This window comes from Kaistia sp. UC242_56, from assembly GCF_044452255.1.
GTDB lineage: Bacteria > Pseudomonadota > Alphaproteobacteria > Rhizobiales > Kaistiaceae > Kaistia > Kaistia defluvii_A.
Genome location: NZ_JBIOAN010000002.1, coordinates 2279531 through 2303424, shown reverse-complemented (window position 1 = coordinate 2303424; position 23894 = coordinate 2279531). Strand labels below are relative to the sequence as shown.

General features: G+C 65.1%; 25 protein-coding genes, 4 tRNA genes and 1 pseudogene. 14 read left to right on the top strand and 16 right to left on the bottom strand.

What is annotated here, in order from left to right; all coding sequences use genetic code 11:
* Positions 1-473 precede the first annotated feature (473 nt).
* From ACHMWQ_RS13570 to ACHMWQ_RS13560, 3 genes are read right to left on the bottom strand one after another with little or no spacing between them, the layout of a single operon-like run.
* Positions 474-1217: an SDR family oxidoreductase gene (locus ACHMWQ_RS13570; protein ID WP_396307852.1), complete on the bottom strand. Its 744-nt coding sequence runs from the start codon at positions 1215-1217 to the stop codon at positions 474-476.
* Positions 1214-1711: a cyclophilin-like fold protein gene (locus ACHMWQ_RS13565; RefSeq protein WP_396307851.1), complete on the bottom strand. Its 498-nt coding sequence runs from the start codon at positions 1709-1711 to the stop codon at positions 1214-1216. Before ACHMWQ_RS13565 ends, ACHMWQ_RS13570 begins: the two co-directional genes overlap by 4 nt.
* Positions 1708-2901: an MFS transporter gene (locus ACHMWQ_RS13560; protein WP_396307850.1), complete on the bottom strand. Its 1194-nt coding sequence runs from the start codon at positions 2899-2901 to the stop codon at positions 1708-1710. The genes ACHMWQ_RS13565 and ACHMWQ_RS13560 overlap by 4 nt, the downstream gene beginning before the upstream one ends.
* 109 nt (positions 2902-3010) lie before the next feature.
* Between ACHMWQ_RS13560 and ACHMWQ_RS13555 the strand changes: the two genes are divergently transcribed.
* Positions 3011-3904 carry a LysR family transcriptional regulator gene (locus ACHMWQ_RS13555; protein ID WP_396309445.1) on the top strand — a complete coding sequence of 298 codons (894 nt, stop codon included), beginning with the start codon at positions 3011-3013 and terminating at the stop codon, positions 3902-3904.
* A gap of 386 nt (positions 3905-4290) precedes the next feature.
* On the opposite strand, the gene ACHMWQ_RS13550 is transcribed toward ACHMWQ_RS13555, so the two are convergent.
* From ACHMWQ_RS13550 to ACHMWQ_RS13530, 5 genes are all read right to left on the bottom strand, one after another.
* Positions 4291-4367 (bottom strand) — tRNA-Arg (locus ACHMWQ_RS13550).
* A gap of 41 nt (positions 4368-4408) precedes the next feature.
* A complete protein-coding gene (locus ACHMWQ_RS13545; protein WP_354548751.1) occupies positions 4409-4714 on the bottom strand; it encodes an ETC complex I subunit in 306 nt (101 codons plus the stop codon).
* A gap of 35 nt (positions 4715-4749) precedes the next feature.
* Positions 4750-4825 (bottom strand) — tRNA-Pro (locus ACHMWQ_RS13540).
* 104 nt (positions 4826-4929) lie between these two features.
* Positions 4930-5367, bottom strand: a complete 438-nt coding sequence (locus ACHMWQ_RS13535) for a DUF192 domain-containing protein (RefSeq protein WP_396307849.1) — start codon at positions 5365-5367, stop codon at positions 4930-4932.
* Between the two features lie 35 nt (positions 5368-5402).
* Entirely contained in the window at positions 5403-5978 is a 576-nt protein-coding gene (locus tag ACHMWQ_RS13530) for a cold-shock protein (RefSeq protein WP_354548748.1), read from the bottom strand.
* Between the two features lie 307 nt (positions 5979-6285).
* On the opposite strand from ACHMWQ_RS13530, the gene ACHMWQ_RS13525 reads away from it, so the two are divergent.
* From ACHMWQ_RS13525 to ACHMWQ_RS13495, 7 genes are all read left to right on the top strand, one after another.
* Positions 6286-6702 (top strand): VOC family protein, encoded by a 417-nt coding sequence (locus ACHMWQ_RS13525; RefSeq protein WP_266331815.1) that lies wholly within the window; start codon positions 6286-6288, stop codon positions 6700-6702.
* Between the two features lie 112 nt (positions 6703-6814).
* Positions 6815-6889 (top strand) — tRNA-Glu (locus tag ACHMWQ_RS13520).
* Positions 6890-6964: 75 nt separating this feature from the next.
* Positions 6965-7039: transfer RNA gene (locus ACHMWQ_RS13515), tRNA-Glu, on the top strand.
* 188 nt (positions 7040-7227) lie between these two features.
* A complete protein-coding gene (locus tag ACHMWQ_RS13510) occupies positions 7228-8766 on the top strand; it encodes an ATP-binding protein (protein ID WP_354548747.1) in 1539 nt (512 codons plus the stop codon).
* 143 nt (positions 8767-8909) lie between these two features.
* Entirely contained in the window at positions 8910-9464 is a 555-nt protein-coding gene (locus ACHMWQ_RS13505) for a hypothetical protein (RefSeq protein WP_396307848.1), read from the top strand.
* 65 nt (positions 9465-9529) lie between these two features.
* Positions 9530-10168 (top strand): L,D-transpeptidase, encoded by a 639-nt coding sequence (locus ACHMWQ_RS13500; protein ID WP_396307847.1) that lies wholly within the window; start codon positions 9530-9532, stop codon positions 10166-10168.
* A 62-nt stretch (positions 10169-10230) separates the two neighbouring features.
* Positions 10231-11259, top strand: a complete 1029-nt coding sequence (locus tag ACHMWQ_RS13495; protein ID WP_354548743.1) for an amino acid ABC transporter substrate-binding protein — start codon at positions 10231-10233, stop codon at positions 11257-11259.
* A gap of 218 nt (positions 11260-11477) precedes the next feature.
* On the opposite strand, the gene ACHMWQ_RS13490 is transcribed toward ACHMWQ_RS13495, so the two are convergent.
* Positions 11478-12032: a 2,4'-dihydroxyacetophenone dioxygenase family protein gene (locus tag ACHMWQ_RS13490; protein WP_018181501.1), complete on the bottom strand. Its 555-nt coding sequence runs from the start codon at positions 12030-12032 to the stop codon at positions 11478-11480.
* Positions 12033-12049: 17 nt separating this feature from the next.
* Positions 12050-12751: an SDR family NAD(P)-dependent oxidoreductase gene (locus tag ACHMWQ_RS13485; protein WP_396307846.1), complete on the bottom strand. Its 702-nt coding sequence runs from the start codon at positions 12749-12751 to the stop codon at positions 12050-12052.
* 96 nt (positions 12752-12847) lie between these two features.
* Between ACHMWQ_RS13485 and ACHMWQ_RS13480 the strand changes: the two genes are divergently transcribed.
* From ACHMWQ_RS13480 to ACHMWQ_RS13465, 4 genes are all read left to right on the top strand, one after another.
* Positions 12848-13579 (top strand): GntR family transcriptional regulator, encoded by a 732-nt coding sequence (locus ACHMWQ_RS13480; protein WP_396307845.1) that lies wholly within the window; start codon positions 12848-12850, stop codon positions 13577-13579.
* A 30-nt stretch (positions 13580-13609) separates the two neighbouring features.
* Positions 13610-14494 carry an NAD-dependent epimerase/dehydratase family protein gene (locus ACHMWQ_RS13475; RefSeq protein ID WP_396307844.1) on the top strand — a complete coding sequence of 295 codons (885 nt, stop codon included), beginning with the start codon at positions 13610-13612 and terminating at the stop codon, positions 14492-14494.
* 238 nt (positions 14495-14732) lie between these two features.
* A complete protein-coding gene (locus ACHMWQ_RS13470; RefSeq protein ID WP_396309444.1) occupies positions 14733-15995 on the top strand; it encodes a Glu/Leu/Phe/Val dehydrogenase in 1263 nt (420 codons plus the stop codon).
* A 212-nt stretch (positions 15996-16207) separates the two neighbouring features.
* Positions 16208-17299, top strand: a complete 1092-nt coding sequence (locus ACHMWQ_RS13465) for a hypothetical protein (protein WP_396307843.1) — start codon at positions 16208-16210, stop codon at positions 17297-17299.
* 36 nt (positions 17300-17335) lie between these two features.
* On the opposite strand, the pseudogene ACHMWQ_RS13460 reads toward ACHMWQ_RS13465, so the two are convergent.
* A pseudogene (locus tag ACHMWQ_RS13460) lies at positions 17336-17713 on the bottom strand (CrcB family protein); the annotation flags it as partial.
* A 12-nt stretch (positions 17714-17725) separates the two neighbouring features.
* Positions 17726-18115, bottom strand: a complete 390-nt coding sequence (locus ACHMWQ_RS13455; protein WP_396307842.1) for a fluoride efflux transporter FluC — start codon at positions 18113-18115, stop codon at positions 17726-17728.
* 290 nt (positions 18116-18405) lie between these two features.
* Between ACHMWQ_RS13455 and ACHMWQ_RS13450 the strand changes: the two genes are divergently transcribed.
* Entirely contained in the window at positions 18406-18909 is a 504-nt protein-coding gene (locus ACHMWQ_RS13450) for a DedA family protein (RefSeq protein ID WP_354551555.1), read from the top strand.
* A gap of 115 nt (positions 18910-19024) precedes the next feature.
* A complete protein-coding gene (locus ACHMWQ_RS13445) occupies positions 19025-19315 on the top strand; it encodes a hypothetical protein (protein ID WP_396307841.1) in 291 nt (96 codons plus the stop codon).
* Positions 19316-19343: 28 nt separating this feature from the next.
* Here the strand turns inward: ACHMWQ_RS13445 and ACHMWQ_RS13440 are convergent, their stop codons facing one another.
* The 4 genes from ACHMWQ_RS13440 to ACHMWQ_RS13425 form a co-directional block, all read right to left on the bottom strand.
* Positions 19344-20348: a LacI family DNA-binding transcriptional regulator gene (locus ACHMWQ_RS13440; RefSeq protein ID WP_354548732.1), complete on the bottom strand. Its 1005-nt coding sequence runs from the start codon at positions 20346-20348 to the stop codon at positions 19344-19346.
* A 96-nt stretch (positions 20349-20444) separates the two neighbouring features.
* Positions 20445-21233 (bottom strand): SDR family NAD(P)-dependent oxidoreductase, encoded by a 789-nt coding sequence (locus ACHMWQ_RS13435; protein ID WP_396307840.1) that lies wholly within the window; start codon positions 21231-21233, stop codon positions 20445-20447.
* A gap of 49 nt (positions 21234-21282) precedes the next feature.
* Positions 21283-22311 (bottom strand): ABC transporter permease, encoded by a 1029-nt coding sequence (locus tag ACHMWQ_RS13430; RefSeq protein WP_354548728.1) that lies wholly within the window; start codon positions 22309-22311, stop codon positions 21283-21285.
* A gap of 12 nt (positions 22312-22323) precedes the next feature.
* Positions 22324-23841: a sugar ABC transporter ATP-binding protein gene (locus tag ACHMWQ_RS13425; RefSeq protein ID WP_354548727.1), complete on the bottom strand. Its 1518-nt coding sequence runs from the start codon at positions 23839-23841 to the stop codon at positions 22324-22326.
* Positions 23842-23894: the final 53 nt, after the last annotated feature.

Here is a 23894-nt window from a genome sequence, read left to right as displayed (position 1 = left end):
ATATTTATAGCCAACGTGCGATTGTAAATCTTATAAAATATTTGAAACACCCGGATAAAATCACTCGATTTGGCCAAAATATTCGCGAGCAAGCCAATAAATATTGTGCTCTCGCGCGATTTTTCTTTTTACCACAGGGAAAGATAGGGAAGCGCCGACTCTACTTTTCGCGGCTCCAGGCCCGGCCGCGATGGCGCTGGTCCGGAAGCGCTTGGCGCCGAGTCCCTGTGGATAAACCCCGCCTGACCTCTGACGTATCAACCGGGGATGCACGACGTGGCGCTGCCGATGGCGCGATGCCTTGTCCATGCTTGCGGCGACGTGGTGCCTGCAGCGCGTCCGCCTGCCGGGGCCGAGACAGTCACGGCCAGATGCGCCGTCACGGAGGACGGCGACGAGGTCGACCGACTCTCACCCGCTTTCGCAGGGTGAATCGAAGCCCTGCGCTTTCGCGCCTGACGACCTCTATGCCATCACCACGGCTGATTGGCCGGCCCAACGGTGAATTCGTTGATCACGGTATCGTCCGGCTGATCGATGGCGAATTCCACGACGCGCGCTATGCGATCCGCGGAGATTCCATATTTGGCGTAGAGCCCGCCCATGGCGTCGGCGACGCCCTTGTCGCTGATGGTGTGCAACAGCTCCGTATTGATGGCGGCGGGATAGATTGTGGTCGCGCGGATATGGGTGCCTTCCATGGCCGTTTCCATCCGGAGCACCTCCATGAAGTCGCGCAGGAACCACTTGGTGCCGCCATAGACTGCGCCGCCCGGATAGGCCTTGAGACCCGCCACGGACGAGGTGGCGAGAATGTGCCCGCCCTTCTGCGCCGTGAACGTCGGCAGCACCGCAGCGACGCCGTTCAGCACCCCCTTGATGTTGACGTCGACCGTCTGGTGCCAGTCATCGGTCTTGAGCGCGGAAAGCATCGAGTTCGGCATCAGCCCGGCATTGAGAAAGGTGGCGTCGAGCCGTCCAAAGCTGTCCTTGGCAAGGGAAACGATGGCGTCGTTGTCGGCCTGACTGGTGACGTCGAGTTTCGCGTAGACCGCCTGTCCGCCGGCTGCCTCGATCTCTTCCGCGATGCGCTGGAGCTGATCGGTGCGCCTGGCTCCCAGCACGATCTTTGCACCCTTGCTGGCCAGCAGCCGAGCGCTGGCCTCGCCGATGCCCGAGGAGGCGCCGGTGATGATGATGACCTTGTCCTTGATCATGGAAGTTTCCTGTCTGTTGGTGCTGGTGGGGAGGCGATTTCGATGCGGAGCGGAAATTGCCCGGCGACGTGGAGAGCCTCGCGTCCCTCATCGAACCGCCCCAAGCGGATAAGATCCGGGTGGCGGTAGTCGGCATGGAACATGGCGAGGTTTCCCCACGGAACGTAGTAGCAGAGGTCGTAGGGCTGCTCGTTGCCGAAGGGGCCGGACCCCTGTTCGGTGAGTTTTCGCGGAAGGTGGGCGATCTTCTCGTTGCCGCCGAAATCCTGGATGATGAGATCGAGCGGCAGCATGGAATAGAAGTCGCGGGCGGAAGGGCTGTCATGGAGCGTCGCCGTCATGGTCCGCCCGGCGAAGCTGAAGCGCACGCGCATGTCGGTCGGCTCCTGATGGCTGTTCAGCGTTCTTTCCTGTGCCTTCGCCAGAAGCGGCATTGCGCTCGCCGCCAGCGCAGCTCGAACCAGCGAGCGGCGCGTGATTTTGTCGGCACTCATGAGGCCGATCCTGAACTGGCGCGGAAGGTCGCATAAGCAAGAATGGAGGAGCCGCAGAGCAGCACGGCCGCGAAGAGGAAAGGCGCCCACCAGCCGGCCCGGTCAAACAGCAGACCGCCGCCCGCCGCACCCACCGTGATAGCGAACTGGATCAGCGCCACTTGCAGGCCGCCACCAGCCTCGGCATCGCGGGGCAGCGTTCTCGCCAGCCAGGCGCCCCAGCCAACCGGCGCGGCTGTGGCGAAAATGCCCCAAAGCAGAAGCAGCAGAGCAACCGGCAGCGCCAAGGTACCCAAGGCGACCAACGCCACGGCGATCGCAGCCATCACGAGCGGGATGGCAATGAGGACGCTGAACAGGCGCGTGCGCAGAGCATGGCTGATCATCCAGGTGCCGGCCACGCCGGACAGGCCCATGATCAGGAGAATTGTCGAAAGCCCTGGGACGGAAACGCCCGTCACACCTTCCAGGAAGGGGCGGAGATAGGTGAACAGGCCAAACTGACCCATGAAGAGAAGGGTGATCGACGCCATGCCCAGAGCCACCGGACGATGCCGGAGCAAGCGGAAGACATTTCCAGTGCTGTCGGTCGCGCGGGAGGGCAGCGACGGCAGGGCGATCCATTGCCAGACGAAGGCCAGCACAGCGAGCGGAACCACGAAGAAGAACGCGCCGCGCCAGCCGATGATGTCGCCGAGATAGCTGCCCAATGGCGCCGAAACAGTTGCGGCAACGGCATTCCCAGCATTGAGCATGGCGAGGCCGCGCGGCACGTCCTCGGTCGGCACCAGCCGCATGACGATCGACGTCGACATGCCCCAGAAACCACCTATGGCAAGTCCGAGCAGCGCGCGCCCCACCATCAGCCAGAGATAGTCCGGTGCAAAGGCGACAAGGGCTCCGGACGCCACGAGCAATGCGGAAAAGCCGAGGATGACCTGGCGACGGTCCATATGGCGGGTGAGCCGCGCGGCGAACAGGCTGGAGACCACCGCGAACATTCCCGAGACCGATATCGCCTGGCCAGCCTGCCCGTCGGTGATGCCCAGATCGGCGGATATCGGCGTCAGCAGGCTCACCGGCATGAATTCCGAGGCGATGAGCGTCGCGACGCAGAGGGCCATGGAAAAGACCGCGCCCCAGGCCGCCCGGGGTCTCGATGTCGGTGCGCTATCTACGTACGTGGTCATCCTGCCATCCGCTGCAAATCGTTGCGCGGAAGGTAGACCGCCTCATTCCCCTTGATTAGAGGGTATAATTCGCTTGAACCTATCGATGCTCGATATGAATGGGATGGCCATGCAGCGACAGGATTTGAATGACATGCTGGCCTTCATGGCTGTCGCCCAGGAGCGCAGCTTCACGAAGGCGGCATCCAAGCTGGGCTCATCTCAATCGACTCTCAGCCATACCATCAAGCAGCTCGAGCAGCGCCTCGGCCTGCGATTGCTCACCCGCACGACGCGCAACGTCTCTCTGACCGAAGCCGGCGAGCAGCTGCTGCAAACCCTGGCACCGCGGATCGAGGATATAGAAAGAGAAATCGAAGCCCTGACGGCCTTTCGGGACAAGCCGTCCGGCAACGTTCGCCTCACACTTTCCGACCACGCGCTTGACTGGATCGTCTGGCCCAAACTCAAACCGATGCTGAAAGCCTATCCGGACATTCGCGTAGAGTTCAGCATCGACAACGGCTTTCGCGACATCGTGGAGGAACGCTTCGACGCCGGGGTAAGGCTGGGGGAAAGTCTCGACAAGGACATGGTGGCCGCGCGTATCAGCCCCGACTGGCGCCTGGTGGCGGTGGCGTCGCCCGAGTATCTCGACAGCCATCCCCCGCTCGAGTCACCGCAGGATCTGGTCCGGCATAATTGCATCAACCACCGACAGCCGCGATCCGGAGGTCTCTACGCATGGGAGTTTGCCAGGGATGGCAGAAATCTCCGCGTGCGGGTCGAGGGCCAACTGACCTTCAACAGTTCGATCGCCATGGTCGATGCAGCCGTGGCCGGGCTGGGAGTCGCTTACATCCCGGAAAGCCTGGTGATGCATGCGCGTGCCCGCGGCGAACTCGTCCAGGTCCTGGACGAATGGTGCCCCTTTTTCTCTGGCTACCACCTCTACTACCCCAGCAGAAGACAGCATTCCGCCGCGTTTTCGGTCGTGCTGGAAGCGCTCCGGGCCGCAGGCTAAGGACTGAGGAGACAAGCGCACCCTACTCCAGAAAGTACTGCCCCTGGGGGGCGCGACGAATGCGGTCTAACGCGTCAGCTCTACTCAAGGTTGACGCTGCGGCAGACATAGCTAAGCTCCGAGCGCGTTCGTCAGATGGGCCCCTTAGCCGACTGAAGCTCGCAGCCCGTCGGCCCCCTGCCAGGTGCCGGCGGGCACCCCAGTTCGAACGGCTCCGTCTTGGCTCTCAGGATGGCGGGGGTGGCGGGCGAAAGCGCTCGATGCGTCGGCGTCACCAGCGCATGGGAAGCGCCGCCAATGCCTAGGATTGGGGAACGCTTCGTAATATTACTGCGGCCTGCCCATGCGGAATAACGCAGGATTTCCGTCTAAGTCATTGATATATTTGGCGACCCCGGCTGGGCTCGAACCAGCGACCTGCCGCTTAGAAGGCGGCTGCTCTATCCAGCTGAGCTACGGGGCCAATTGTCTCGGCCCATCCGTCCGGACGGCGCCGAGGCAGGGTCAGTGCGTCCAGGACTGCAGGCGACCAAACTTGAAATTGTCCGAATAGGAGATCTTCTTGCGCGTGTCCGACTGCGCCGGCATCAGCTGGTAGGGAATGCCGTTCTTCTCGGCATAGGCCACGGCCTCTTCCTGCGTGTCGAACTGCAGCTTGATCTGGCGGTTCATGTCGGAGGACGAGGTGTAGCCCATCAGCGGCTCGACGGAGACGGGGATTTCCGGCTCGTAGGAAAGCGTCCAACGCTCGGTCTTCGCCTTGCCCGACTGCATCGCATTCCGTGCCGGCTTGAAGATACGCGCAACCATTGTCAGCTCGCCTCCATGGGATCTCTTCGGTCGAATGGTCGGGGCAGTAGATTCGAACTTACGACCCTCTGGTCCCAAACCAGATGCGCTACCAGGCTGCGCTATGCCCCGACATTCTTCGACTGGGGTGGATTACACGGTCCGCCCCGGGTCTTCAAGGCATTGCAAGCCGACAAATGGCGGCCTCAACAGCGCATCTTCGGCGCAGATCCGATTCAGGGCTTCGGAATGGTGAAACGATCGCCGGGCGCCAGCCCCAGTCGCTCGGCGCTGCCGGCCACCATCTCCAGCACGTAGCGCGCCGGCGCGCCGCCCGGAATCAGGTCCTCCGAAAAGGGCTTCGCGCCCCGCTCGATGCGCGAGGTGCGACCGTCCGCCTTGATGAAGATCATGTCGAGCGAGAGCGGCGTGTTCTTCATCCAGAAATAGAGCGGCTGCTCATTGCCGAAATCGAACAGCATGCCGTGATTGGGAGCCATCTTCTCACGCCCCATCAGGCCGCGCTCGCGCTGCGACGGGGTGACGGCCCATTCCACGGTGATCGCGTGGGTGCCCGAGCGAGTCTTGACCTGGATCTCGCCCGGCTTGTCCGCCGCCAAGGCGCCGCTGGCCAGGGCCAGCCCGAAGGCGAGCGCCGCCCCGAGGGTGCGCAACGGAGAAAAGCGAGAGCGGGATTGCGCCACGGCGATCAGTGCGACGACGGGCCGGAGCCGTCATCCGGGCGGATTTCGGCAGCCATCAGTCCCTTGTCGCCGTCGCCGAAGCGCACCAGCACGGTCTGGCCCGGACGGAGTTCCGTCAGGCCATAGCGGCGCAGCGTCTCCATATGGACGAAGATATCCTCCGTGCCCTCGCCCCGCGTGACGAAGCCATAGCCCTTGACGCGGTTGAACCACTTGACGATGCAGCGCTCGAGGCCGCTGGTCGGCACGATGACGGTGTGGGTGCGCGGCGGACCGACCTGGGCCGGATGGACCGCTGTCGAATCATCCATGCTGAGCACGCGAAACGCCTGCAGCCCGCGCTGGCCCTGGGTGACCTCGCAAACGATGCGGGCGCCTTCATAGGCGGTCTGAAAACCGTCGCGGCGCAGACAGGTCACATGAAGCAGAATATCCGGCGAGCCATCGTCGGGCAGGATGAAGCCATAGCCCTTCGAGGCATCGAACCATTTGATCGAGCCCGCTACTTCGACCAGATCCAGCCCGCCTTCGTCCTCGCGCCTTTCGGCGGACGATGGTTCAGCGCTGTTCTTGGAACCCATCTTGTCGGCCCCCGATAGGCCTTCTAACGAGGCCGTCATTTTCACATGGCCGATCGCGCGATACCGCCTTGCGGCGATGTTGCGACCGAATCCCCGCATGAGAATAACATCGGATCGAAGCGTGACCAGTGACATCCCGGCCACAACCGGGGATTTCCGTTAACGCCGGTTAAGGACTACCGCAGGGGCGGCGGGCGGGTTTCTGTTTGCGCCGCCGGAGTCTATGGTGTCGGCGCCATATGACGGACCGGCCCCAATCGGCGGCACGGCTCCTGATCGGGAACATCTGGGAAAGGACAACGCGCCAATGAAGTATCTCCACACCATGGTCCGCGTCACCGACGTCGACAAGTCGATCGCCTTCTACAAGGAGCTCGGCCTGAACGAGGTGCGCCGCATCGACAATGAGAAGGGCCGCTACACGCTGTATTTCCTCGCAGCGCCCGGCGACGAGGCCGCCCAGGTCGAACTGACCTTCAACTGGGACCCAGAAGTGTATGGCGAAGGCCGCAATTTCGGTCATCTCGCCTATCTGGTCGAGGACATCTACGCGCTCTGCGACAAGCTGCAGAAGGCCGGCATCGTCATCAACCGCCCGCCCCGCGACGGCCACATGGCCTTCGTCCGTTCGCCCGACAACATCTCGATCGAGCTGATCCAGGCCGGCGATCCGCTGCCGCCGCAGGAGCCCTGGGCCTCGATGCCGAATACGGGCAAGTGGTAGCAGCCAATCCGTGCCGCCTCAGCGATGAGGCGGCACTCTATCCACAGGCGGAAAACAAGACCCGCAAACGGTCTTGTCACTCCGGGGCTTGCCGCCTATAACCCGCCTCGCCGCGCCCTTCGTCTATCGGTTAGGACGCCACCCTTTCACGGTGGAGAGAGGGGTTCGATTCCCCTAGGGCGCACCACCCATCTTGATCGGGTGTCGGGATCAAGACTTGAGCTTGTCAGGCTCAAGGGAGCTACCTATAACGCGCATCGCTGCGCCCTTCGTCTATCGGTTAGGACGCCACCCTTTCACGGTGGAGAGAGGGGTTCGACTCCCCTAGGGCGTACCATTCCTCCTTGAACGATCTCTGAGATGGAGGTTCGCGCGTTTGAGCGCCGGACCACGCAGGTTGCGCAGGTAGCCGGCGGATTGCGCGTTTTGCGCGATGGGATCTCCTGTGGAGTTCCGATGAGGCGACCGGACGCCTCGGCCTCCCATGCTAGGATGGCCAGGCGGAAAAAGGCGATGTGGAGCACTATGAAAGCTGGAATCGAACTCGGGACGAACACGGCAGGCCAGCCCGCCCTTCTCGACCTTGAGGAACTGCTTTCGACCCGCCTGCTCGTGCAGGGAAATTCCGGCTCCGGCAAATCCCATCTCCTGCGCCGCCTGCTCGAACAGAGCGCGGGCATGGTGCAGCAGGCGATCATCGATCCCGAGGGCGATTTCGTCAGCTTCTCCGAGCGTTTCGGCCACACGGTCGTCGACGCCGAGCGCAGCCCCAGCGAATTGCAGCGGATTGCGCTGCGCATCCGCCAGCATCGCGCCTCCGTCGTGCTCAATCTGGAAGGCCTCGACGCCGAGGAGCAGATGCGCTGCGCCGCCGCCTTCCTGAACGGGCTTTTCGACGCCGACCGCAGCGTCTGGTATCCGATGCTGATCACCGTCGACGAAGCGCAGATCTTCGCGCCCGCCGTGGCCGGTGAAGTCTCGGACGAGGCGCGCCGCCTGTCGCTCGGCGCCATGACCAATCTGATGTGCCGCGGCCGCAAGCGCGGACTGGCCGGCATCGTCGCCACCCAGCGCCTCGCCAAGCTCGCCAAGAACGTCGCGGCGGAAGCGTCGAACTTTCTGATGGGCCGTACCTTCCTCGATATCGACATGGCGCGCGCCGCCGACCTGCTCGGCATGGATCGCCGCCAGGCCGAAGGTTTTCGCGATCTCGACCCCGGCCAGTTCATCGCGCTCGGCCCGGCGCTGTCGCGCAAGCCGATCCCGCTGCGCATCGGCGCGGTGGATACGGCCGGCCGCAGCGGCCGCCCCGTGCTGATGCCGCTTCCCGACATGCCGCAGGCGGAAATGCAGGACCTGATCTTCGTCGGAGGCGAGGCAGACCTGCTGCCTATGCCGGCTCCCAGCCAGTCCCGCGCCCGGGGCACGGCGGAACTGCTGCGCGAGATCGAGATCTCCGGCCCGCTCGACACGACGCCGGAAGCCGAACTCGACACCCGCACGGAAGCCGAGAAGCAGGAACTGCTCGATTCCGTCTATGCCGAGATCATGTCGGACCCGGACACGGCGTTCCGCCCGGCGCCGTCGATCTACCAGGACTTCCTGTTCCATTGCCGGATCAAGAAGCTTGGCACCTATGGCCAGGACATGCCGAGCTTCCGCAAGCGCCTGGCGCTGGCGCGCGCCGGTGTCAGTTCGGACAAGGGCGACGATGCCTGGGAGCAGGTTTTGGCCGTCGCCGAAAGCCTGCCGGAGGAGATGCAGGGCGTCTTCCTGCTGCTCGCCCGCGCCGCGCGCGAAGAGGCCCCCTGTCCGACGGATGAGGCGTTGGCCAACGCCTATGGCAGCCGCTCGCCCTCTCGTGGCCGCTGGCTGCTCACCTATATGTCGGAACATGGCCATATCCGCAGCGAAGCCGATTTCCGCGGCAGCCGGATCGTGACGATCGCCGGCGTCAACTGGCGCACCTTGCCGGGGGCGCCGAAGGCCGGCCCGATCAAGAAGGTCGACCCGCTGCGGCGGGCGCCGATGCTGCCGCTTCCCGCTGCCCGCCCGGCAGAATAGCGCCCCGCGCAAGGTTTGTGGCGGCAGTTGCATTCCCCGCCACATGCCCGCCATCATGCTGTCCAGAATCACGTGCTGCCTTGGCGTGAACAGCCGCGGTTTACCGGGAGAGTTGCCTGGGTACCGCGGCAAGGGGGAGACGCATGGAAGCAACAGCAACGACATCGGTAGCAGGAGCCCCCGCCGGAGGCCGCAACCGCCACGCCGCGCCGTGGCTGGCTGGCGCCGCGGCGCTTCTCGCCATTTCCGGCTGCGCATCGGTCACGGAGCGGGTCTCCCCGTCCGTCGCGCCGGCCACGCCGAACGTCTCGATCACGACGGAGGATCTCGTCGGCAATTGGGGCCTCGGCTCCTTCCGCGAGGAAAAAGACCTGCCGCGCACGATCAACGAGGCGCGCCGCTACTGCAACAATCCCTATGTCATCACGCGCGGACCCAATAACGGCGTGATGATGTATCTGGCCGACCAGTCGCAGCCGAGCGAGGTCGTGCTCAAGAATGCCAGCGGCCGCGTCTATATCGGACCGCCCGGCCCGGCCGGCATGCCCAAGGACCGCCAGATCACGTCGTTCCAGGATGGCGTCATCGTCGCGCCCTGGGTCGACCCAAGCGTTACCGCGCGCTACGGCACCATGGTGTTCGTGCGCTGCGCTCCGGCGGCTCCGGCCGCCACCCCGGCCCGCCCGGCATCCGGCTGATTTCGGGCCTGGCGCCGGCCGGGCCCTCCCCCCCCCAATCGCCTCTCCAGCGTTCGAGGTCCCCCATGCGAGACAAAGCGGCCCGTCTTCTCCAGTGGCTGAAACGTCCCCTGTCGCTCGCCCTGCTCGGCTGTGCCGCCGCCGTGGCGCTGGCGCCCGCGCTGCCTGCCCAGGCCGGCATTCGCGACATGCTCAACATCAACGAGCAGCCCGGCGTCGTCCCGACGAAGCAGGAATCGTTGCTGCCGCCGGAATTCCGGCCGCAGCCGGTCTATTTCCGATCCAACGAGCCGCCGGGCACGATCGTCATCAATACGGATGAGCGCTTCCTCTATCTCGTGCAGCCGGATAACCGCGCCATCCGCTATGGCGTCGGCGTCGGCCGCGACGGCTTCCAGTGGTCGGGCCTGCTGAAGATCTCGCGCAAGGCGGAATGGCCCGATTGGCGGCCGCCGGCGGAGATGATCCAGCGCCAGCCCTATCTGCCGCGCTTCATGGCCGGCGGCGAAGGCAACCCGATGGGCGCCCGCGCGCTCTATCTCGGCGACACCATCTACCGCATCCATGGCACCAACCAGCCGCAGACGATCGGCCATGCGCTGTCGTCGGGCTGCTTCCGCATGGTGAACAACGACGTCATGGACCTGTTCGACCGCGTGCCGGTCGGAACCAAGGTGATCGTTCGCCAGCAGGCCAAGCTCTGACAGCGACTATCCGGTCGCCTCTTCCGGGGTGACTTCCACGAACCATCTTCGGAGGGGCGACTATGTTTCCTGGGGTTCTTTCCCTGCGCGTCGCGACGCTGGCTCTCGCCGCGACGCTTGGCTCGGCCGTCGCGGCCCAAGCCGGAACGCTCGACACGGTGAAGCAGCGCGGCAATCTGGTCTGCGGCGTCAGCCAGGGCCTGCTCGGCTTCTCCAATGCCGACGCGAACGGCAAATGGACCGGCTTCGACGTCGATTTCTGCCGCGCGGTCGCCACCGCGATCTTCGACGATCCGGAGAAGGTCACCTATGTGCCGCTCTCGGCGGCAGAGCGCTTCGACGCGCTGAAGGACGGCAAGGTCGACCTGCTGTCGCGTAACTCCACCTGGACGATGTCGCGCGAGACGGACCTGCCGCTCGCCTTCGTCGGCGTCACCTATTATGACGGCCAGGGCTTCATGGTGAAGCGCGACAGCGGCAAGGTCTCGGCGCTGGAGTTGGACGGCTCGACCGTCTGCGTCCAGAGCGGCACGACCAGCGAAGAGAATTTTGCCGATTATTTCACCGCCAATTCGATGAAGTTCACGACGATCTCGGCCAGCACGCCGGCGGAATCGCTCGAGAACTACAAGACCGGCAAGTGCGCGGTGCTGACCACCGACGTGTCCCAGCTCTATTCCGAGCGCGCGGCGCTGGAAGACGCGGCCGACCACATCATCCTGCCCGACGTGATCTCCAAGGAGCCGCTCGGCCCCGTCGTGCGCCAGGACGACCCGAAATGGCGCGCTTTGGTGGCTTGGGTCCACAACGCCATGCTGAATGCCGAAGAGCTCGGCGTCTCGTCGGAGCGCGTCGACGAGGCCAAGGCCTCGAAGAAGCCCGACGTCATGCGCCTGGTCGGCACGGACGGCGCCTTCGGCGAAAAGCTCGGTCTTTCCAACGACTGGGCGATCAACATCGTCGCCAAGGTCGGCAATTACGGCGAGGTCTACGAGCGCAATCTGGGCGTCGGCTCGAAGCTCGGCATCCCGCGCGGCCTGAACCAGCTCTGGTCGCTGGGCGGCATCCAGTACGCCCCGCCGATCCGCTAGGATTTTGCACTGAAGGAAAAGGCCGGCATCGCAAGGTGCCGGCCTTTTTTGGTTTTTGGGGCGGGAGCGTTTCTCGCTTCACCTCTCCCATGGGGAGAGGTCGGCTCGAAGAGCCGGGTGAGGGGTTGCGGCATCTCCGGATAGGGTTGAGCCCCTCACCCGCCGGCCTTCGGCCGTCGACCTCTCCCTCAGGGAGAGGTGAAAGAACGGCCTCCCCCTCACCGGATCAGCTGGTCGATATAGCCTTCGCCGAGGCCGACATCCGTGTAGTGCTTGCGGCAGAGGTCGATCTTGGTGAAGACGTCCTCATAGCCCTGCACGGCGCCGTCGGGATCGACATAGATCATCGCGCCATTGACCTGGAACAGCGTGATCATCTCTGTCACATGCGGCTCGACCACCAGCGTGTGCGTCTCGCCGGGCGCCTCGTAGACATAGGAGCCCTCCTCCGCCGTCCAGTCGTGCTCCAGATAGTGCCAGCTGCCCTTCAGCACCCAGCCATGCACCGGCTGCGGATGGCGGTGGCGCGACAGCACGCCGGACTTCCGCACGCGGAGCAGGTTCATCCAGTAGCCCCGGCTCGCCGACAGGCAGAGCGGGCGGAACCAGACGTTTTCCTGCTGCGGCACCCAGAGCCGCTCGTCCGTCGGGATCGCGTTGGGGATGACGATCTCGGGGAAGGATTCCTTCGGCTGCGGATGCCGGTAGGGGATGCGCTTCGAATCCGCGTCGGTTTCGAGGCCGGAATGGTTGACCGTGGTGTTGTCGCTCATCGTCTCACTCTCTCGTCTCAAACCGAGGCATAGCCGCCGTCGACCGGCACGACCGTGCCGGTCATGAAGCGCGCGGCGTCGGAACACAGGAAGGCGACGACGTCGCCGATATCGCGGGGTTCGCCCCAACGCTTCATGGGCGTGCGGCCGAGAATGCCGGCGGAGCGCACCGGATCCTCGACAATGCCGCGCGTGACTTCGGTCGCGACCCAGCCGGGCGCCACCGCGTTGACGCGGATGCCCTCCTCGGCCCAGGCGACGCCGAGCGCCTTGGTCAATTGCGCGACGCCGCCCTTCGAAGCCGTGTAGGCCGGCACCAGCGGCCCGCCGAAGATCGCCAGCATCGAGGCGGTGTTGACGATGGCGCCGCCCTGCTTCGCCAGCAGAGGCCTGGCGCCGACGCACATGCGCATGGTGCCGGTCAGGTTCACGTCGATCACCTTCTGGAACACCGCCATGTCGTATTCCTGCCCGCGGAACAGCACGCCGGCGCAGTTGACCAGCGCATCCAGCCGGTCGAACCGGGCGATCGCCGCATCGGCCGAGGCCTGGTCGGTCACGTCGAGCACTATGGCGTCGAGATGCTCGCGCTTGGGCACGGCGGCGACTTCCGCCTCGCTGAGCCCAGTGACGGTGACGGCATAGCCGGCGGCGAGCAGCGCCTCGGCCACGCCGTAGCCGATGCCGCGCGCTCCGCCGGTAACCAGTGCCTGCTTCAAGATCGTGAACCTCTGTGGGAATGCCGAACGAATTGATCCGTAAAATTTTACATGTTAGGTGTCAAGCCAACATCCTATCTGCGCCAAAGGCCCGATTTGCCCCGCGAAAAATCCTCTCCCGCCCCCGTCACCGCGCCGGCCGGCATCGGCTTCGAGCCGTTGATGCATGCCGATCTGGGCGAGCAGACCTATGCCGCCATCCGCATGCGCATCCTCCGGCGCGAGCTGGAAACCGGCCAGCAGATCCCGATCGATCTCGTCGCCGCGGAACTCGGCGTCAGCCGGACGCCGGTGCTGGACGCCATGAAGCGGCTGGCCGCCGAAGGGCTGGTCGAGATCCGGGCGCGGCGGGGCTGTTATGTCCGCGCGCTGACGACGGACGATGTCCGCGAAATCTTCGAGGTGCGCGAGGCGATCGAACTGCACGGCATCCGCATGGCAATCCGGGAGGGCCGCAACGTGGCGCTCGCGAAATCGCTGGAGGAAGCCTGCGAGGCGATGGAGGCGGCCACCGCCGGCGACGTCTATGTCGATTACGACCGGTTCACCGAATGGGACCGCGCCTTCCATGGCGCCATCGTCACATCCGGCGGCAACCACCGGCTCCAGGAGCTCTACGGCAATCTGCATGTGCATCTGCACATCATGCGGGTGCACTATTTCCGCGAGCTGGAAGCGGCGATCCGCATCAAGGCCGACCATCGCGCCATCCTCGACGCCATTCGCCACGGCGATCTCGCCGCCGCCGAAGCGGCGATGTCGGCGCATATCTTCATCACCCGCGACCGCATCACCGCCAATCTGGCGGGTGATGGCGGCCGCATGTAGCTTGCCCCCTCCCAAACCCGGATCCACGCCATGCGCATTGCCATCACCGGCGGCAACGGAAACCTCGCCCGCAAGCTGATCGCCGGACTGGGCGCCGAACCCTGGTGCGAGGCGTTGGTGGCGCTGGATCGACGCTTCGACCCAATCGAGCCGCCGGCGCATGCCAGCCTCGCCTGCATCGAGGCGGATCTGCGCGATAGCGGCGACCGCCGCTGGCGCGACGCCATCGCCTCGGTCGACGCCGTGATCCATCTCGCCGCGCAGAACCCGTATCCCGAAGCGGACTGGACGGATTCCGCCCTCTCCTTCGACATGACCGCCCTGCTCGCCACCGCTGCCTCCGGCTCGGGCGTTCGGCGCTTCGTGTTCGCGACTTCCAACCATGTGATGGGCGGCTACAAGGAGACCGACATCGCCGTGACGCCGGGTGCGCTGACCGAAGCGCTTCCGCCGCTGCCGGGGACGCGGTGGCGCCATGATGGCGGCAGCAGCGACAGCACGCCTTACGCTGTCGCCAAGCTGATGGGCGAACGGCTCTGCTGCACCCTTGCCGCGCGCGACGGCATGACGGCGGTGGCGCTCCGCATCGGCTGGTGCCAGCCGGGTGAAAACCACCCCGCCACCATCTCCGGCTCCGGCACGCCGCATAGCCGCCTCGACGCGATGGACGAGACGGACCGACGCGACCTTGCCTGGTTCCGCGGCATGTGGCTGTCGAACCGGGACCTTGTCGACGTGTTCGCCGCCGCCCTCCGCGCCGACTCCGCCGGCTGGCCCGCTCCTGGGATCGTCGTCAACGCGGTATCGGGCAATGCCGGCATGGCCTGGAGCCTGGAAAGGGCCGCGACGCTACTGGGCTTCGTCCCGGCAGATGACGCTATGCGTGTGTTAGGAGAGGCAAAGGAGTTGCCCTGATTCTAGGCAGATCCTTCCTTGGCGGAAGCCAGGGTGCCGCTGCGTCGCTCCGGATGGCGATCCATCGCATAAATCGTAATCGATATGACTCCCCTACAGGCAGTCTCCTGCGCAGAATTGCCACAATTGCTCTAAACTGCAGCACAAATTGTTGCCCTCCGCTCCCTGAGGGGTCATAAACCCCGCGCCAACCTACGCGGGAAAAATCATGACAACCAACAAGCGGAGCGATGCCGGGATGACGGACGCCACCATGCTCGACCAGGCCCTCACGCGCCTCGACGAAGCAGCAGCCCACCTGCACCTGGACGGCGATGTCCTCGAAAAGCTCAAATATCCGCGCGAGACGACCAAGGTTCGCCTGATGATCCGCATGGATGACGGCTCGCGGAAGTCCTTCATGGCCTGGCGCTGCCGCTATGACGACACGCGCGGCCCGACCAAGGGCGGCATCCGCTTCCATCCCGATTCGACCATCGAGGAAGTCGAGACGCTCGCCTTCTGGATGACGATGAAGTGCGCCGTCATGAACCTGCCCTATGGCGGCGGCAAGGGCGCCGTGCGCGTCGATCCGCATTCGCTGTCGAAGGCGGAACTGGAGCGCCTGTCGCGCGCCTACATGCAGGCCTTCTCGAAGATCGTCGGCCCCGACCGCGATATCCCGGCGCCGGACGTCTATACCAATTCGATGATCATGGGCTGGATGGCGGACGAGTATTCCTCCATCGTCGGCCAGTCGACGCCGGCCGTCATCACCGGCAAGCCGATCTCGCTGGGTGGCTCGCTCGGCCGTGACGACGCCACCGCGCGCGGCGGCTATTATCTCGTCCGCAATCTCGCCTCGGAACTGGGCCTGACGCCCGGCGCCCGCGTCGCGATCCAGGGCTTCGGCAATGCCGGCCAGCACATCGCCAGCCTCCTCGGCGCCGATGGCTACAAGATCGTCGCCGTCTCGGATTCGAAGGGCGCGATCCACAACGACGCCGGCCTCGACGTCGCCAAGCTGCTCGCCGCCAAGAAGACCGGCTCGGTGCTTCAGCTGGCCGGCTCGGACGGCATCGCGGCCATCGACGCCGACACGATCACCGCGGTCGATTGCGAGATCCTGGTTCCGGCAGCGCTTGAGGACCTGATCCACAAGGATAATGCCGCCGCCATCAAGGCGCGCGTCATCCTGGAGCTCGCCAACGGCCCGATCACGCCGGAAGCCGACGTGATCCTGGCCGAGAAGAACGTCGTCGTCCTGCCCGACATCCTGGCCAATGCCGGCGGCGTCACCGTCTCCTATTTCGAGTGGGTGCAGAACCGCCAGGGCTATTACTGGACGGCCGAGGAAGTTCGCTCGCGCCTGCAGGAAACCATGGATCGCGAGGGCCGCGCCGTGTGGACCCTGGCGCAGGAACGCGACATCACCGTCCGCAGCGCCGCCTATGTCCACGCGCTGTCGCGCGTTGCCGGCGCCATCGAGGCGCATGGCACGCAGAAGTTCTTCACCAGCTAAACTGGCTGCCCGGCCATCCGGTCGGCACGGCAAGACCCCGCAAAATGGCGGCGGCGCGAACAGGCGCCGCCGCCATTTTCGTTTCCGCCCGCCACGCCCGGTTGCAGGAGCTATCGCGCCCACGCGTTGTTCGGATACGATCGAGAGGCTTCACGATCGTTTCGGCCCCGCCCGCCCCTTCCGTGCCTGCCTCGCCCAATGGATAGATGCCGATGGATATGCTGCTTCACATCCTTGCCGTTCTCGTAGGCCTCTTCGCCCTCTTCCTCTATTTCCGCTCGATCGTCCGCGTGGTGCTGATCAACCGCCGCGAGCGGGACTTCATCGAGCGGTTCGCCCGCTTCGGCGCGGTATCGATCGTCCACGCGATGGTCGCCAATGCGAAGGACTACGGCCAGACGCAGCGCCGCCAGGCCTGGGTGCTGCCGCTCTTCATCTTCATCGCGGTGGTCAGCTGGTTCCTGCTGGTGCAGGTCGCCTTCACGCTGATCCTCTGGGGGTTGGGGATCGAGACGCACTGGGGCTACGCATTCACGGCCAGCGGCTCCGCCCTCAGCACGCTCGGCTTCAAGACGCCGCCGAGCCTGACGGGCGAGTTTCTCGCGATCTTCGAGGCGGCGATCGGGCTTGCCGTCGTCATCCTGCTGTTCACCTTCGTTCCCGGCTATCAGGCGGCGGTCCAGATCCGCGAGCGGAAGGTCGGCTGGCTCTATGCCCGCACCGGCCGCCGTCCCACCACGTCCAGCCTGATCGAATCCCTGCAGCGCAGCGGCCAGATCGAGCATCACGCCGGGGTCTGGCAGGATTGGGAGCAGTGGTTCCGCGGCGTGCTGGAAACCCATTCGATCTCGCCCATCCTCGCCTATGTGCCGGCCATCTATCGCGGCACGAGCTGGGTCGGCGCCGCGGCTGCCGTGCTCGACGCGACCTCGCTTCTCTCCGCCTGCCAGGAAGCGGAGCACACGGAATCGGCCCGCATCTGCCGCGAGATCGGCTGTGCCGCCCTGAAGAACATCGCGATCGAGCTCAATCCGAAGATCCCGGCCGATGCCTGGACGCACCAGAGCGTCGATCCGCAGCTGATCGAGCACTTCGATCATCTCTACGACCGGCTGAAGGAGATCGGCCTGCCGCTGAAGGCGGACCGGGAAGAGTGCCGCACCGCCTTCATCGCCTTGCGAGCCGACTATGAGACCAGCATACGCCTTCTGGCCGAATCGACCCTGATGCCGGTCGAGGAGCCATGGATCCTGCCGCACCCGCACCAGGCCGAGCGCGTCAGCACTCCGCCGACGCTGGCCTGAGGCCTGCCCGCCGGACGCCTGTCAGCCCGGCTGGGAAGCGCCGCGCTCGCCCAGCTTCATGCCGAGCAGCACGGCGGCGTAACCGAGCACCAGGCTGACCAGCACGTAGACGATGGCGACGACGGCGCCCGAGGCCGAGGCGGTCATCAGCACGACTGCGCCATAGACGAAGCTGGAGAAGGTCGAGAGCCCGCCCATGATGCCCGTTCCGACCATGGTGTTGACGTCGTCGCTCACCGCCCGCCGCTTATGCAGGCCGGTCACCAGCCCAAGCAGGAAGGCGGCGACGACGTTGGCGACCAGAATCGCCATCGGAAAGCCGTCCGAGAGCTCGGGAACGCCGAGCATCAGGAATTCGCGCGCCATCGCGCCGATCGCGCCGCCGACGAAGACGAGTATCACGAGGTTGATCATGAGCCTTCTCCCTCAACCCTGGACGCGCGCGAGCGCGGCGCCGAGCGCCGCGGCGATCAGGCCGGCCGCCACCGACAGAAGCAGATAGCCAAGCGCCAGCTGCCCCCGGCCGGAGCCGGCGAGCTTGGCGGCGTCGATCTGCATGCTGCTGAAGGTGGTGTAGCCGCCGAGGATGCCCGTCAGCACGCCGGCGTTCAGCACAGTGCCATAGCGATCGCGCCAGTCGACGGAGAACAGCACGGAAAGGTAGCCGATGACGAAGGCGCCCGAGACGTTGATCAGGAACGTCGCCAGCGGAAAGCCGCCGCGATAGCGCTCGCCGACGATCCGCCCGATCCACCAGCGCAGCAGCGATCCCGCGCCGCCACCAAGACCGACCCACATGACATCCAGTGCGCGCATCCAACCCTCCGCCACGCTGGCGCCCCGGGAACTCGTCGGGTCGGCGAAGTCGCCGGTCCTCCGATTTCCCAGGGGCGCCCTCCCCAAGTGCCTCCATTGAATAGCGAACTTGCCCCAGCACCAAGGAAAAGTTGTAGAGATGGAAAACGCGTCGTGGCTCCGGTCCACGATCCCGACGGGCGCGGATTGGCGGAGCGCCGCGTTTCCGGCAGGTTGAACGCGCCATGCAGGCAAGGGGCTGCAAGGCCACGGAGACAGGAAGGGTACGCATGCACTGGATGCAGGATGGTCTGTCGCTGATCGAGCCCTACATCGCGGCCTATGGCAGCTTCGCCATCTTCGTCATCATCTTTTTCGAAGCGCTCGGCGCGCCATTGCCCGGCGAGAGCGCGCTGGTCGCCATCGGCGTGCTGGCGACGCGGGGCGACGTCGATCTCGCCCATGCCCTGATCGGCGCCTTCTGCGGCGCCGTGCTCGGCGACAGCACCGGCTATGCGATCGGCCATTTCGGGGGGCGCCCGCTGCTGCTGCGCTATGGCGGCTGGATCAAGCTGACACCCGAGCGGCTCGGCAAGCTCGAAGGGCTGTTTCGAGAGCGCGGCATCTGGATCGTGATGACGGCGCGATTCGTCGTCGTGCTGCGCCAGATGAACGGACTGATCGCCGGCGCGGTCGCGATGCCCTGGCTGCATTTCCTGTCGGCCAATGTCGTCGGCGCGGCGGCCTGGGTTCTGGTCTGGGGGCTCGGCCCCTATGTCGCCGTCGACTGGTTCAAGGCCTTCCTGCACCCCTGAAACGGCATGATTGCCGTAGCGGAATCAACGCCGTTCCGTGCTATCTCTCAAGGGTCCGCGCGGGCCGAGAGGCTCGTGGCGGGCTGACAGGTCAACAACCGGGACAGGCGTCGCGATGGGCCAAATCAACCGCACGAAATCAATGGTCCTTGCGCTGGCGCTCGTGGCCGTCGCCATTCCGAGCCTGGCCGAGGCCGGTATGCTCGAACGCCAGGCCGGCAGGGCGATCCGCCAGGCAGGCCACTGGTGCGACGAGGTCAGCCGCATGGCGGTCAACACCAAGATGTCGCTGCCCTCGCGGCGCGTCGTGCGGGTGACCTGCGACGACGGCACGCGCTATGTCCAGTACGACCTCGTCCTCCGCCCGGATAACAAGATCGCGTCGATCGAGACGGTCAAACCCTGAGCCAAATCCCGTTGCGCCGGCAGGCGACCTAGGCGGTCTCGCCCTCGACGATGTCGTAGCCGGTGTCGCAGATCGTCGGCTGCCCCGGATAGTCGGGGCTCTGGAGGATCATCTCGGCCGCCGTCTTGCCGATCAGGAAGCGCCGCGACAGGATCGTCGACAGCGGCTGCGGCAGCGCCTGGCCGATATCGAGGCCATTGAAGCCGAACAGCGCCAGATCCTCGCGCGGCTTGATCCCGGCGGCGAAGCAGTGGAACACCCCGCCCACCGCCATGTCGTCATTGGAAAAGACGACGACGTCGAGATTGGCATGCTGGGCCAGCAATTGGCCGAGAAGTTCGCGCCCGGCCTGGGTCGAGCTGGGCCCGTCCAGCGTCGCCTCGCCGATCAGCGACAGCCCGAGGGCCTGCAGCCCCTCGCGAAATCCCTCATAGCGGCGCGCGGCACGTTCGTCGCGCTCGCGGTCGTGGCCGACATAGCCGAAGCGGCGATAACCTCGCTTGTGGAGATGCATCGCCGTGTCATAGCCCGCCTGGCGATGCGACATGCCGACGGCGATGTCGAGCGGCGGGGAATCGATGTCCATCAGTTCGGCGATGCGCACGCCCGAGCGCTTCAGCATCGCTACCGTGTAGTCCGTATGATGCAGGCCGGAGACGATCATCGCGGCCGGCTGCCAGGACAGCAGCGACGCCACCAGTTCCTCTTCCGTGTTCATGTCGTAATCGGTGACGCCGATGACGGGCTGATAGCCGGAGGAAGCGAGCGAGGCGTGAATGCCGCGCAGCACATCGGGGAACACGATGTTGGAAAGCGACGGCAGCACGACGCCGATCAGGTTGGAGCCGGCCGAGGCCAGGGTCCCGGCCACCCGATTCGGCACGTAACCCATCTGCCGGACGACGGCGAGCACGCGCTCGCGCGTCTTGTCGGCGACCGAGGCCTTGTTGCGGAGCACGCGCGAGACGGTGATCTCGCTGACTTCCGCCCGCAACGCCACATCGGCCAGGGTGTAGGAGTTCTTCACGTTCATAGAGACGACGCCATCCAGAAAAGAGACGCCCGATCGTACCGGACGCGGCTCCTTATCATGGATCGCCGCGTCCGCATGGTCCGTGTCGTCCTCAGATCATGTCCAGCCGCCGTCGGCGACATAGCTCTGATTGGTGCAGGCGCCGGATTCGTCCGAGGCGAAGAACATGATCACCCGCGCGATATCGGCCGGATAGATCTTCCGCTTGATGCACTGGCGGGTGAAGATCGCCTGTTCGACTTCCGGGGTGACCCAGAGATCCAGCTGGCGCTGCGTCATGATCCAGCCCGGCAGCACGCAATTGACGCGGATATTGTGCGGACCGAGCTCGCGCGCGAGGCCACGGGTCAGGCCGATGACGCCCGATTTCGCCGCCAGATAGGGCGTCAGCCCCTCGACGCCGGCGATATAGGCAAACGAGCCGACATTGACGATCGAGCCGCCGCCCAGCGCCGCCATGTCCTTGTAGACCGCCTGCGAACAGAAGAACTGGTGCTTGAGGTTCACGGCCTGACGCGAATCCCAGAACTCCGGCGTGATCTCGTCGATCGTCGCGCGCTGGTCGTGCGCGGCGTTGTTGACCAGCATGGCGATCGGCCCGAACTTGTCGCGGATGCGTCCGATCGCGGCCTGGGTCGCGGCGATATCGGTCAGGTCGACATTCTCGAAATGGACCGTGTGGCCTTCGGCGGTCAGTTCCTCGACCAGCTTGCGGGACGGCTCCTCGACGATGTCGAGGAAGCCGACCTTGGAGCCCTGGCGGGCAAACTGGCGGACGATCTCCTCGCCAATGCCGCTGCCGCCGCCGGTGATGAGCACGACGCTGTCCACCAGGCTCGGATAGGCGGCGCCATAGCGCGGTTGGTAGGATGAGTCTGACGTCAACGCTTCTGTCCTTCTGTCATTCTGCGTCGGGGTGCCGGGTTGCCGATCCTCATGCGCCCTCCGCCCGTTCCACGCTGCGGATGTTCTGCACGTAGACATTGACGATCAGGGCGGCGAGCAGGATTAGGCCGCGGATCAGGATCTTCAGGAAGCTGTCGATCTGGATGTGATCGAGGCCGTTGTTGAGGACACCGAGCACGCAGAGGCCGACGATCGTGTTGCCGATGCCGCCGCGTCCGCCGAACAGGCTGGTGCCGCCGACGACGACCGCCGCGATCGCATCGAGCAGGTAACCGTCGAACTCGTTCTGCTGGGCGCTGCCGAAATGCGCGACGCCGACCATGCCGGCGATGCCGGAGCAGACGGCGCAGATCACCAGCGCCGCGCCCAGGATCAGCTTGACGTTGACGCCGGAATATTCCGCCGCCTCGCGATTGCCGCCGACCATGTAAATGTAGCGGCCGAAGCGCGTATAGGTCAGCGTCACATGGCCCGCGACCAGGAAGGCCAGCAGCACCAGCGCGATGGTCGGGAATCCTCCGACATTGCTGGCGCCCAGCGTCGAGACGATATCCGGCACGTTGTAGGCAATCTGTCCGCGCACCAGCAGCGCCGAGATGCCGGCGCCGATCTGCATCATCGCGAGCGTCATGATGAAGGACGGGATGCCGATGACGGTCGTGCCAAAGGCGTTGACCAGGCCAAGGCCGGTGCAAGCCGCGAGCGCCAGAGCCACCGCCAGCCAGCCCGCGACCGGGATGTTAGCGATGTTCACATAGCTTTCCTGCAGCGTGAAATAGGCCACCACGATGCCGGTCGCATTGGCGATCGAGGCGACCGAGAGGTCGATCTCACCGCACAGGATGACGAAGGTCAGCCCGACCGCCATGATGCCCGTCACCGAAATCTGGGTGAGGATGTTCGAGGCATTGTCGATGGTCGCGAAGGACGGGCTGGCGATGCTGAAGAAGATCAGCAGCAGGATCAGGGTCGCGAACGGCGCGATGTTGCGCATCTGACTGCGCAGGAACAGGCTCGACTTCGAGGCGCGCGCCGTACTGGTTTGCTGAAACGTCATGTCAATTCCTTCTCAGGCGGCTTCCAGCAGCCGATCCTTGCTGATCGTCTCATTGGTGAATTCGCGTACGATGCGTCCCTTCTTCATGACGAGGACGCGGTCGGCGAGCGACAGGACGGTTTCCGGCTCGGCCGAAACCACGATGACGGCGAGGCCCTCGTCGCGCAGCGCCCGGACGATCTTCACGACATCGTCCTTGGCGCCGACATCCATGCCGCGGGTCGGCTCGCTGAGCACCAGCACCTTCGGGCGGTGGGTCAGCCATTTGGCGAGCGCCACCTTCTGCTGGTTGCCGCCGGAGAGCGCGCCCAGCGCCACTTCGGCGCGCGGCGGGCGGATGCTGAGGCTTTCGACATGCTTGCGGGCGATGGCGCGCTCGACATTTGGCTTCAGCCAGAGGCGCGAGATGCGCCCGAGAATGCTGATCGAGACATTCTTGTAGACGGGCTGCTCGTAGAACAGCATGGAGCGGCGGTTCTCCGGCACGAAGGCGATGCCGGCGTCGCGCGCCTGGGTCGTGTTGCGCAGCCGGCGCTTGCGGCCGTCGATCGCTAGCGTCCCGGTATCGGCCTTGATCTTGCCGAACAGGGTGCGCGCCAGTTCGATCTGGCCGCAGCCCATGAAGCCGTAAATGCCGAGGATCTCGCCGGCCTTCACATCGAAGCTGACGTCGGTATAGGCCCGGCCGTAACCCAGATGTTCCGCCGCCAGCACCACGGGTTGCCCCGGTTTCGAGGCGAGCGTGATCGTGCCGGTATAGCTCTCCTCGAGATCCTCGTGGCCGGCGCCGATCATGCGTTCGATCAGCCAGCCTTTGTCGATGCCCTCGACCGGATGGGTGACGATCAGCTTGCCATTACGGAAGACGGTGACCGTGTCGGAGATCGACAGGATGTCGTCGAGGAAATGCGAGATGAAGACGATGCTGCGCCCGCTGGCGCGCACGCCCTTCAGCACGTCGAAGAGCAATTGCACTTCCGGCGGCGACAGGGCGGAGGTCGGCTCGTCGAGGATGATGATGCGCGCGCCGGAAAAGATCACCCGCGCCAGCTCGATCAGCTGCTGCAGCCCGATCGGCAGGTCGCCCATGCGCGTCTTCGGGTCAACGTCGATGCCGAGGCTCTTCAACTGCTCATGCGCGCCGCTCATCATGCTGCGCCAGTCGATGATGCCGGCGCCCGTCACCGGCTGCTTGCCGAGGAAGACGTTCTCGCCCACCGTCAGGTCCGGCATGATGCTCAGTTCCTGGTGCACCATGCCGATGCCGGCGGCCAGTGCATCGCGGGCGGAGCGGAAATGCACTTCCTTCCCGTCGATCAGCATCTTGCCTTCGTAATCGGTATGAACGCCGGCGATGATCTTCATCATCGTCGACTTGCCCGCGCCGTTCTCGCCGACGAGGCCATGGATTTCGCCCGCGCGCAGCGTGAAATCGACGTCGCGCAGGGCGGCGACGCCGCCGAACGACTTCGAGATGCCCTGCATCTGCAGGCGCGGCGTATCGCTGGGAACGAGAGGATCGGTCGTCATCGGTTTCACCGGGTCGGCGGCATGGAACGCTTCCCATGACAACGGGAACGGCC

Bases quoted from the DNA above. Each gene is read 5' to 3' on its own strand.
- ACHMWQ_RS13560 (WP_396307850.1), bottom strand. From the start codon at position 2,901: ATGACCACGTACGTAGATAGCGCACCGACATCGAGACCCCGGGCGGCC.
- ACHMWQ_RS13555 (WP_396309445.1), top strand. From the start codon at position 3,011: ATGCAGCGACAGGATTTGAATGACATGCTGGCCTTCATGGCTGTCGCC.
- ACHMWQ_RS13440 (WP_354548732.1), bottom strand. From the start codon at position 20,348: ATGAACGTGAAGAACTCCTACACCCTGGCCGATGTGGCGTTGCGGGCG.
- ACHMWQ_RS13495 (WP_354548743.1), top strand. From the start codon at position 10,231: ATGTTTCCTGGGGTTCTTTCCCTGCGCGTCGCGACGCTGGCTCTCGCC.
- ACHMWQ_RS13465 (WP_396307843.1), top strand. From the start codon at position 16,208: ATGGATATGCTGCTTCACATCCTTGCCGTTCTCGTAGGCCTCTTCGCC.
- ACHMWQ_RS13505 (WP_396307848.1), top strand. From the start codon at position 8,910: ATGGAAGCAACAGCAACGACATCGGTAGCAGGAGCCCCCGCCGGAGGC.
- ACHMWQ_RS13530 (WP_354548748.1), bottom strand. From the start codon at position 5,978: ATGGGTTCCAAGAACAGCGCTGAACCATCGTCCGCCGAAAGGCGCGAG.
- ACHMWQ_RS13525 (WP_266331815.1), top strand. From the start codon at position 6,286: ATGAAGTATCTCCACACCATGGTCCGCGTCACCGACGTCGACAAGTCG.
- ACHMWQ_RS13500 (WP_396307847.1), top strand. From the start codon at position 9,530: ATGCGAGACAAAGCGGCCCGTCTTCTCCAGTGGCTGAAACGTCCCCTG.
- ACHMWQ_RS13545 (WP_354548751.1), bottom strand. From the start codon at position 4,714: ATGGTTGCGCGTATCTTCAAGCCGGCACGGAATGCGATGCAGTCGGGC.
- ACHMWQ_RS13445 (WP_396307841.1), top strand. From the start codon at position 19,025: ATGGGCCAAATCAACCGCACGAAATCAATGGTCCTTGCGCTGGCGCTC.
- ACHMWQ_RS13570 (WP_396307852.1), bottom strand. From the start codon at position 1,217: ATGATCAAGGACAAGGTCATCATCATCACCGGCGCCTCCTCGGGCATC.
- ACHMWQ_RS13510 (WP_354548747.1), top strand. From the start codon at position 7,228: ATGAAAGCTGGAATCGAACTCGGGACGAACACGGCAGGCCAGCCCGCC.
- ACHMWQ_RS13475 (WP_396307844.1), top strand. From the start codon at position 13,610: ATGCGCATTGCCATCACCGGCGGCAACGGAAACCTCGCCCGCAAGCTG.
- ACHMWQ_RS13425 (WP_354548727.1), bottom strand. From the start codon at position 23,841: ATGACGACCGATCCTCTCGTTCCCAGCGATACGCCGCGCCTGCAGATG.
- ACHMWQ_RS13470 (WP_396309444.1), top strand. From the start codon at position 14,733: ATGACGGACGCCACCATGCTCGACCAGGCCCTCACGCGCCTCGACGAA.
- ACHMWQ_RS13490 (WP_018181501.1), bottom strand. From the start codon at position 12,032: ATGAGCGACAACACCACGGTCAACCATTCCGGCCTCGAAACCGACGCG.
- ACHMWQ_RS13430 (WP_354548728.1), bottom strand. From the start codon at position 22,311: ATGACGTTTCAGCAAACCAGTACGGCGCGCGCCTCGAAGTCGAGCCTG.
- ACHMWQ_RS13455 (WP_396307842.1), bottom strand. From the start codon at position 18,115: ATGCGCGCACTGGATGTCATGTGGGTCGGTCTTGGTGGCGGCGCGGGA.
- ACHMWQ_RS13565 (WP_396307851.1), bottom strand. From the start codon at position 1,711: ATGAGTGCCGACAAAATCACGCGCCGCTCGCTGGTTCGAGCTGCGCTG.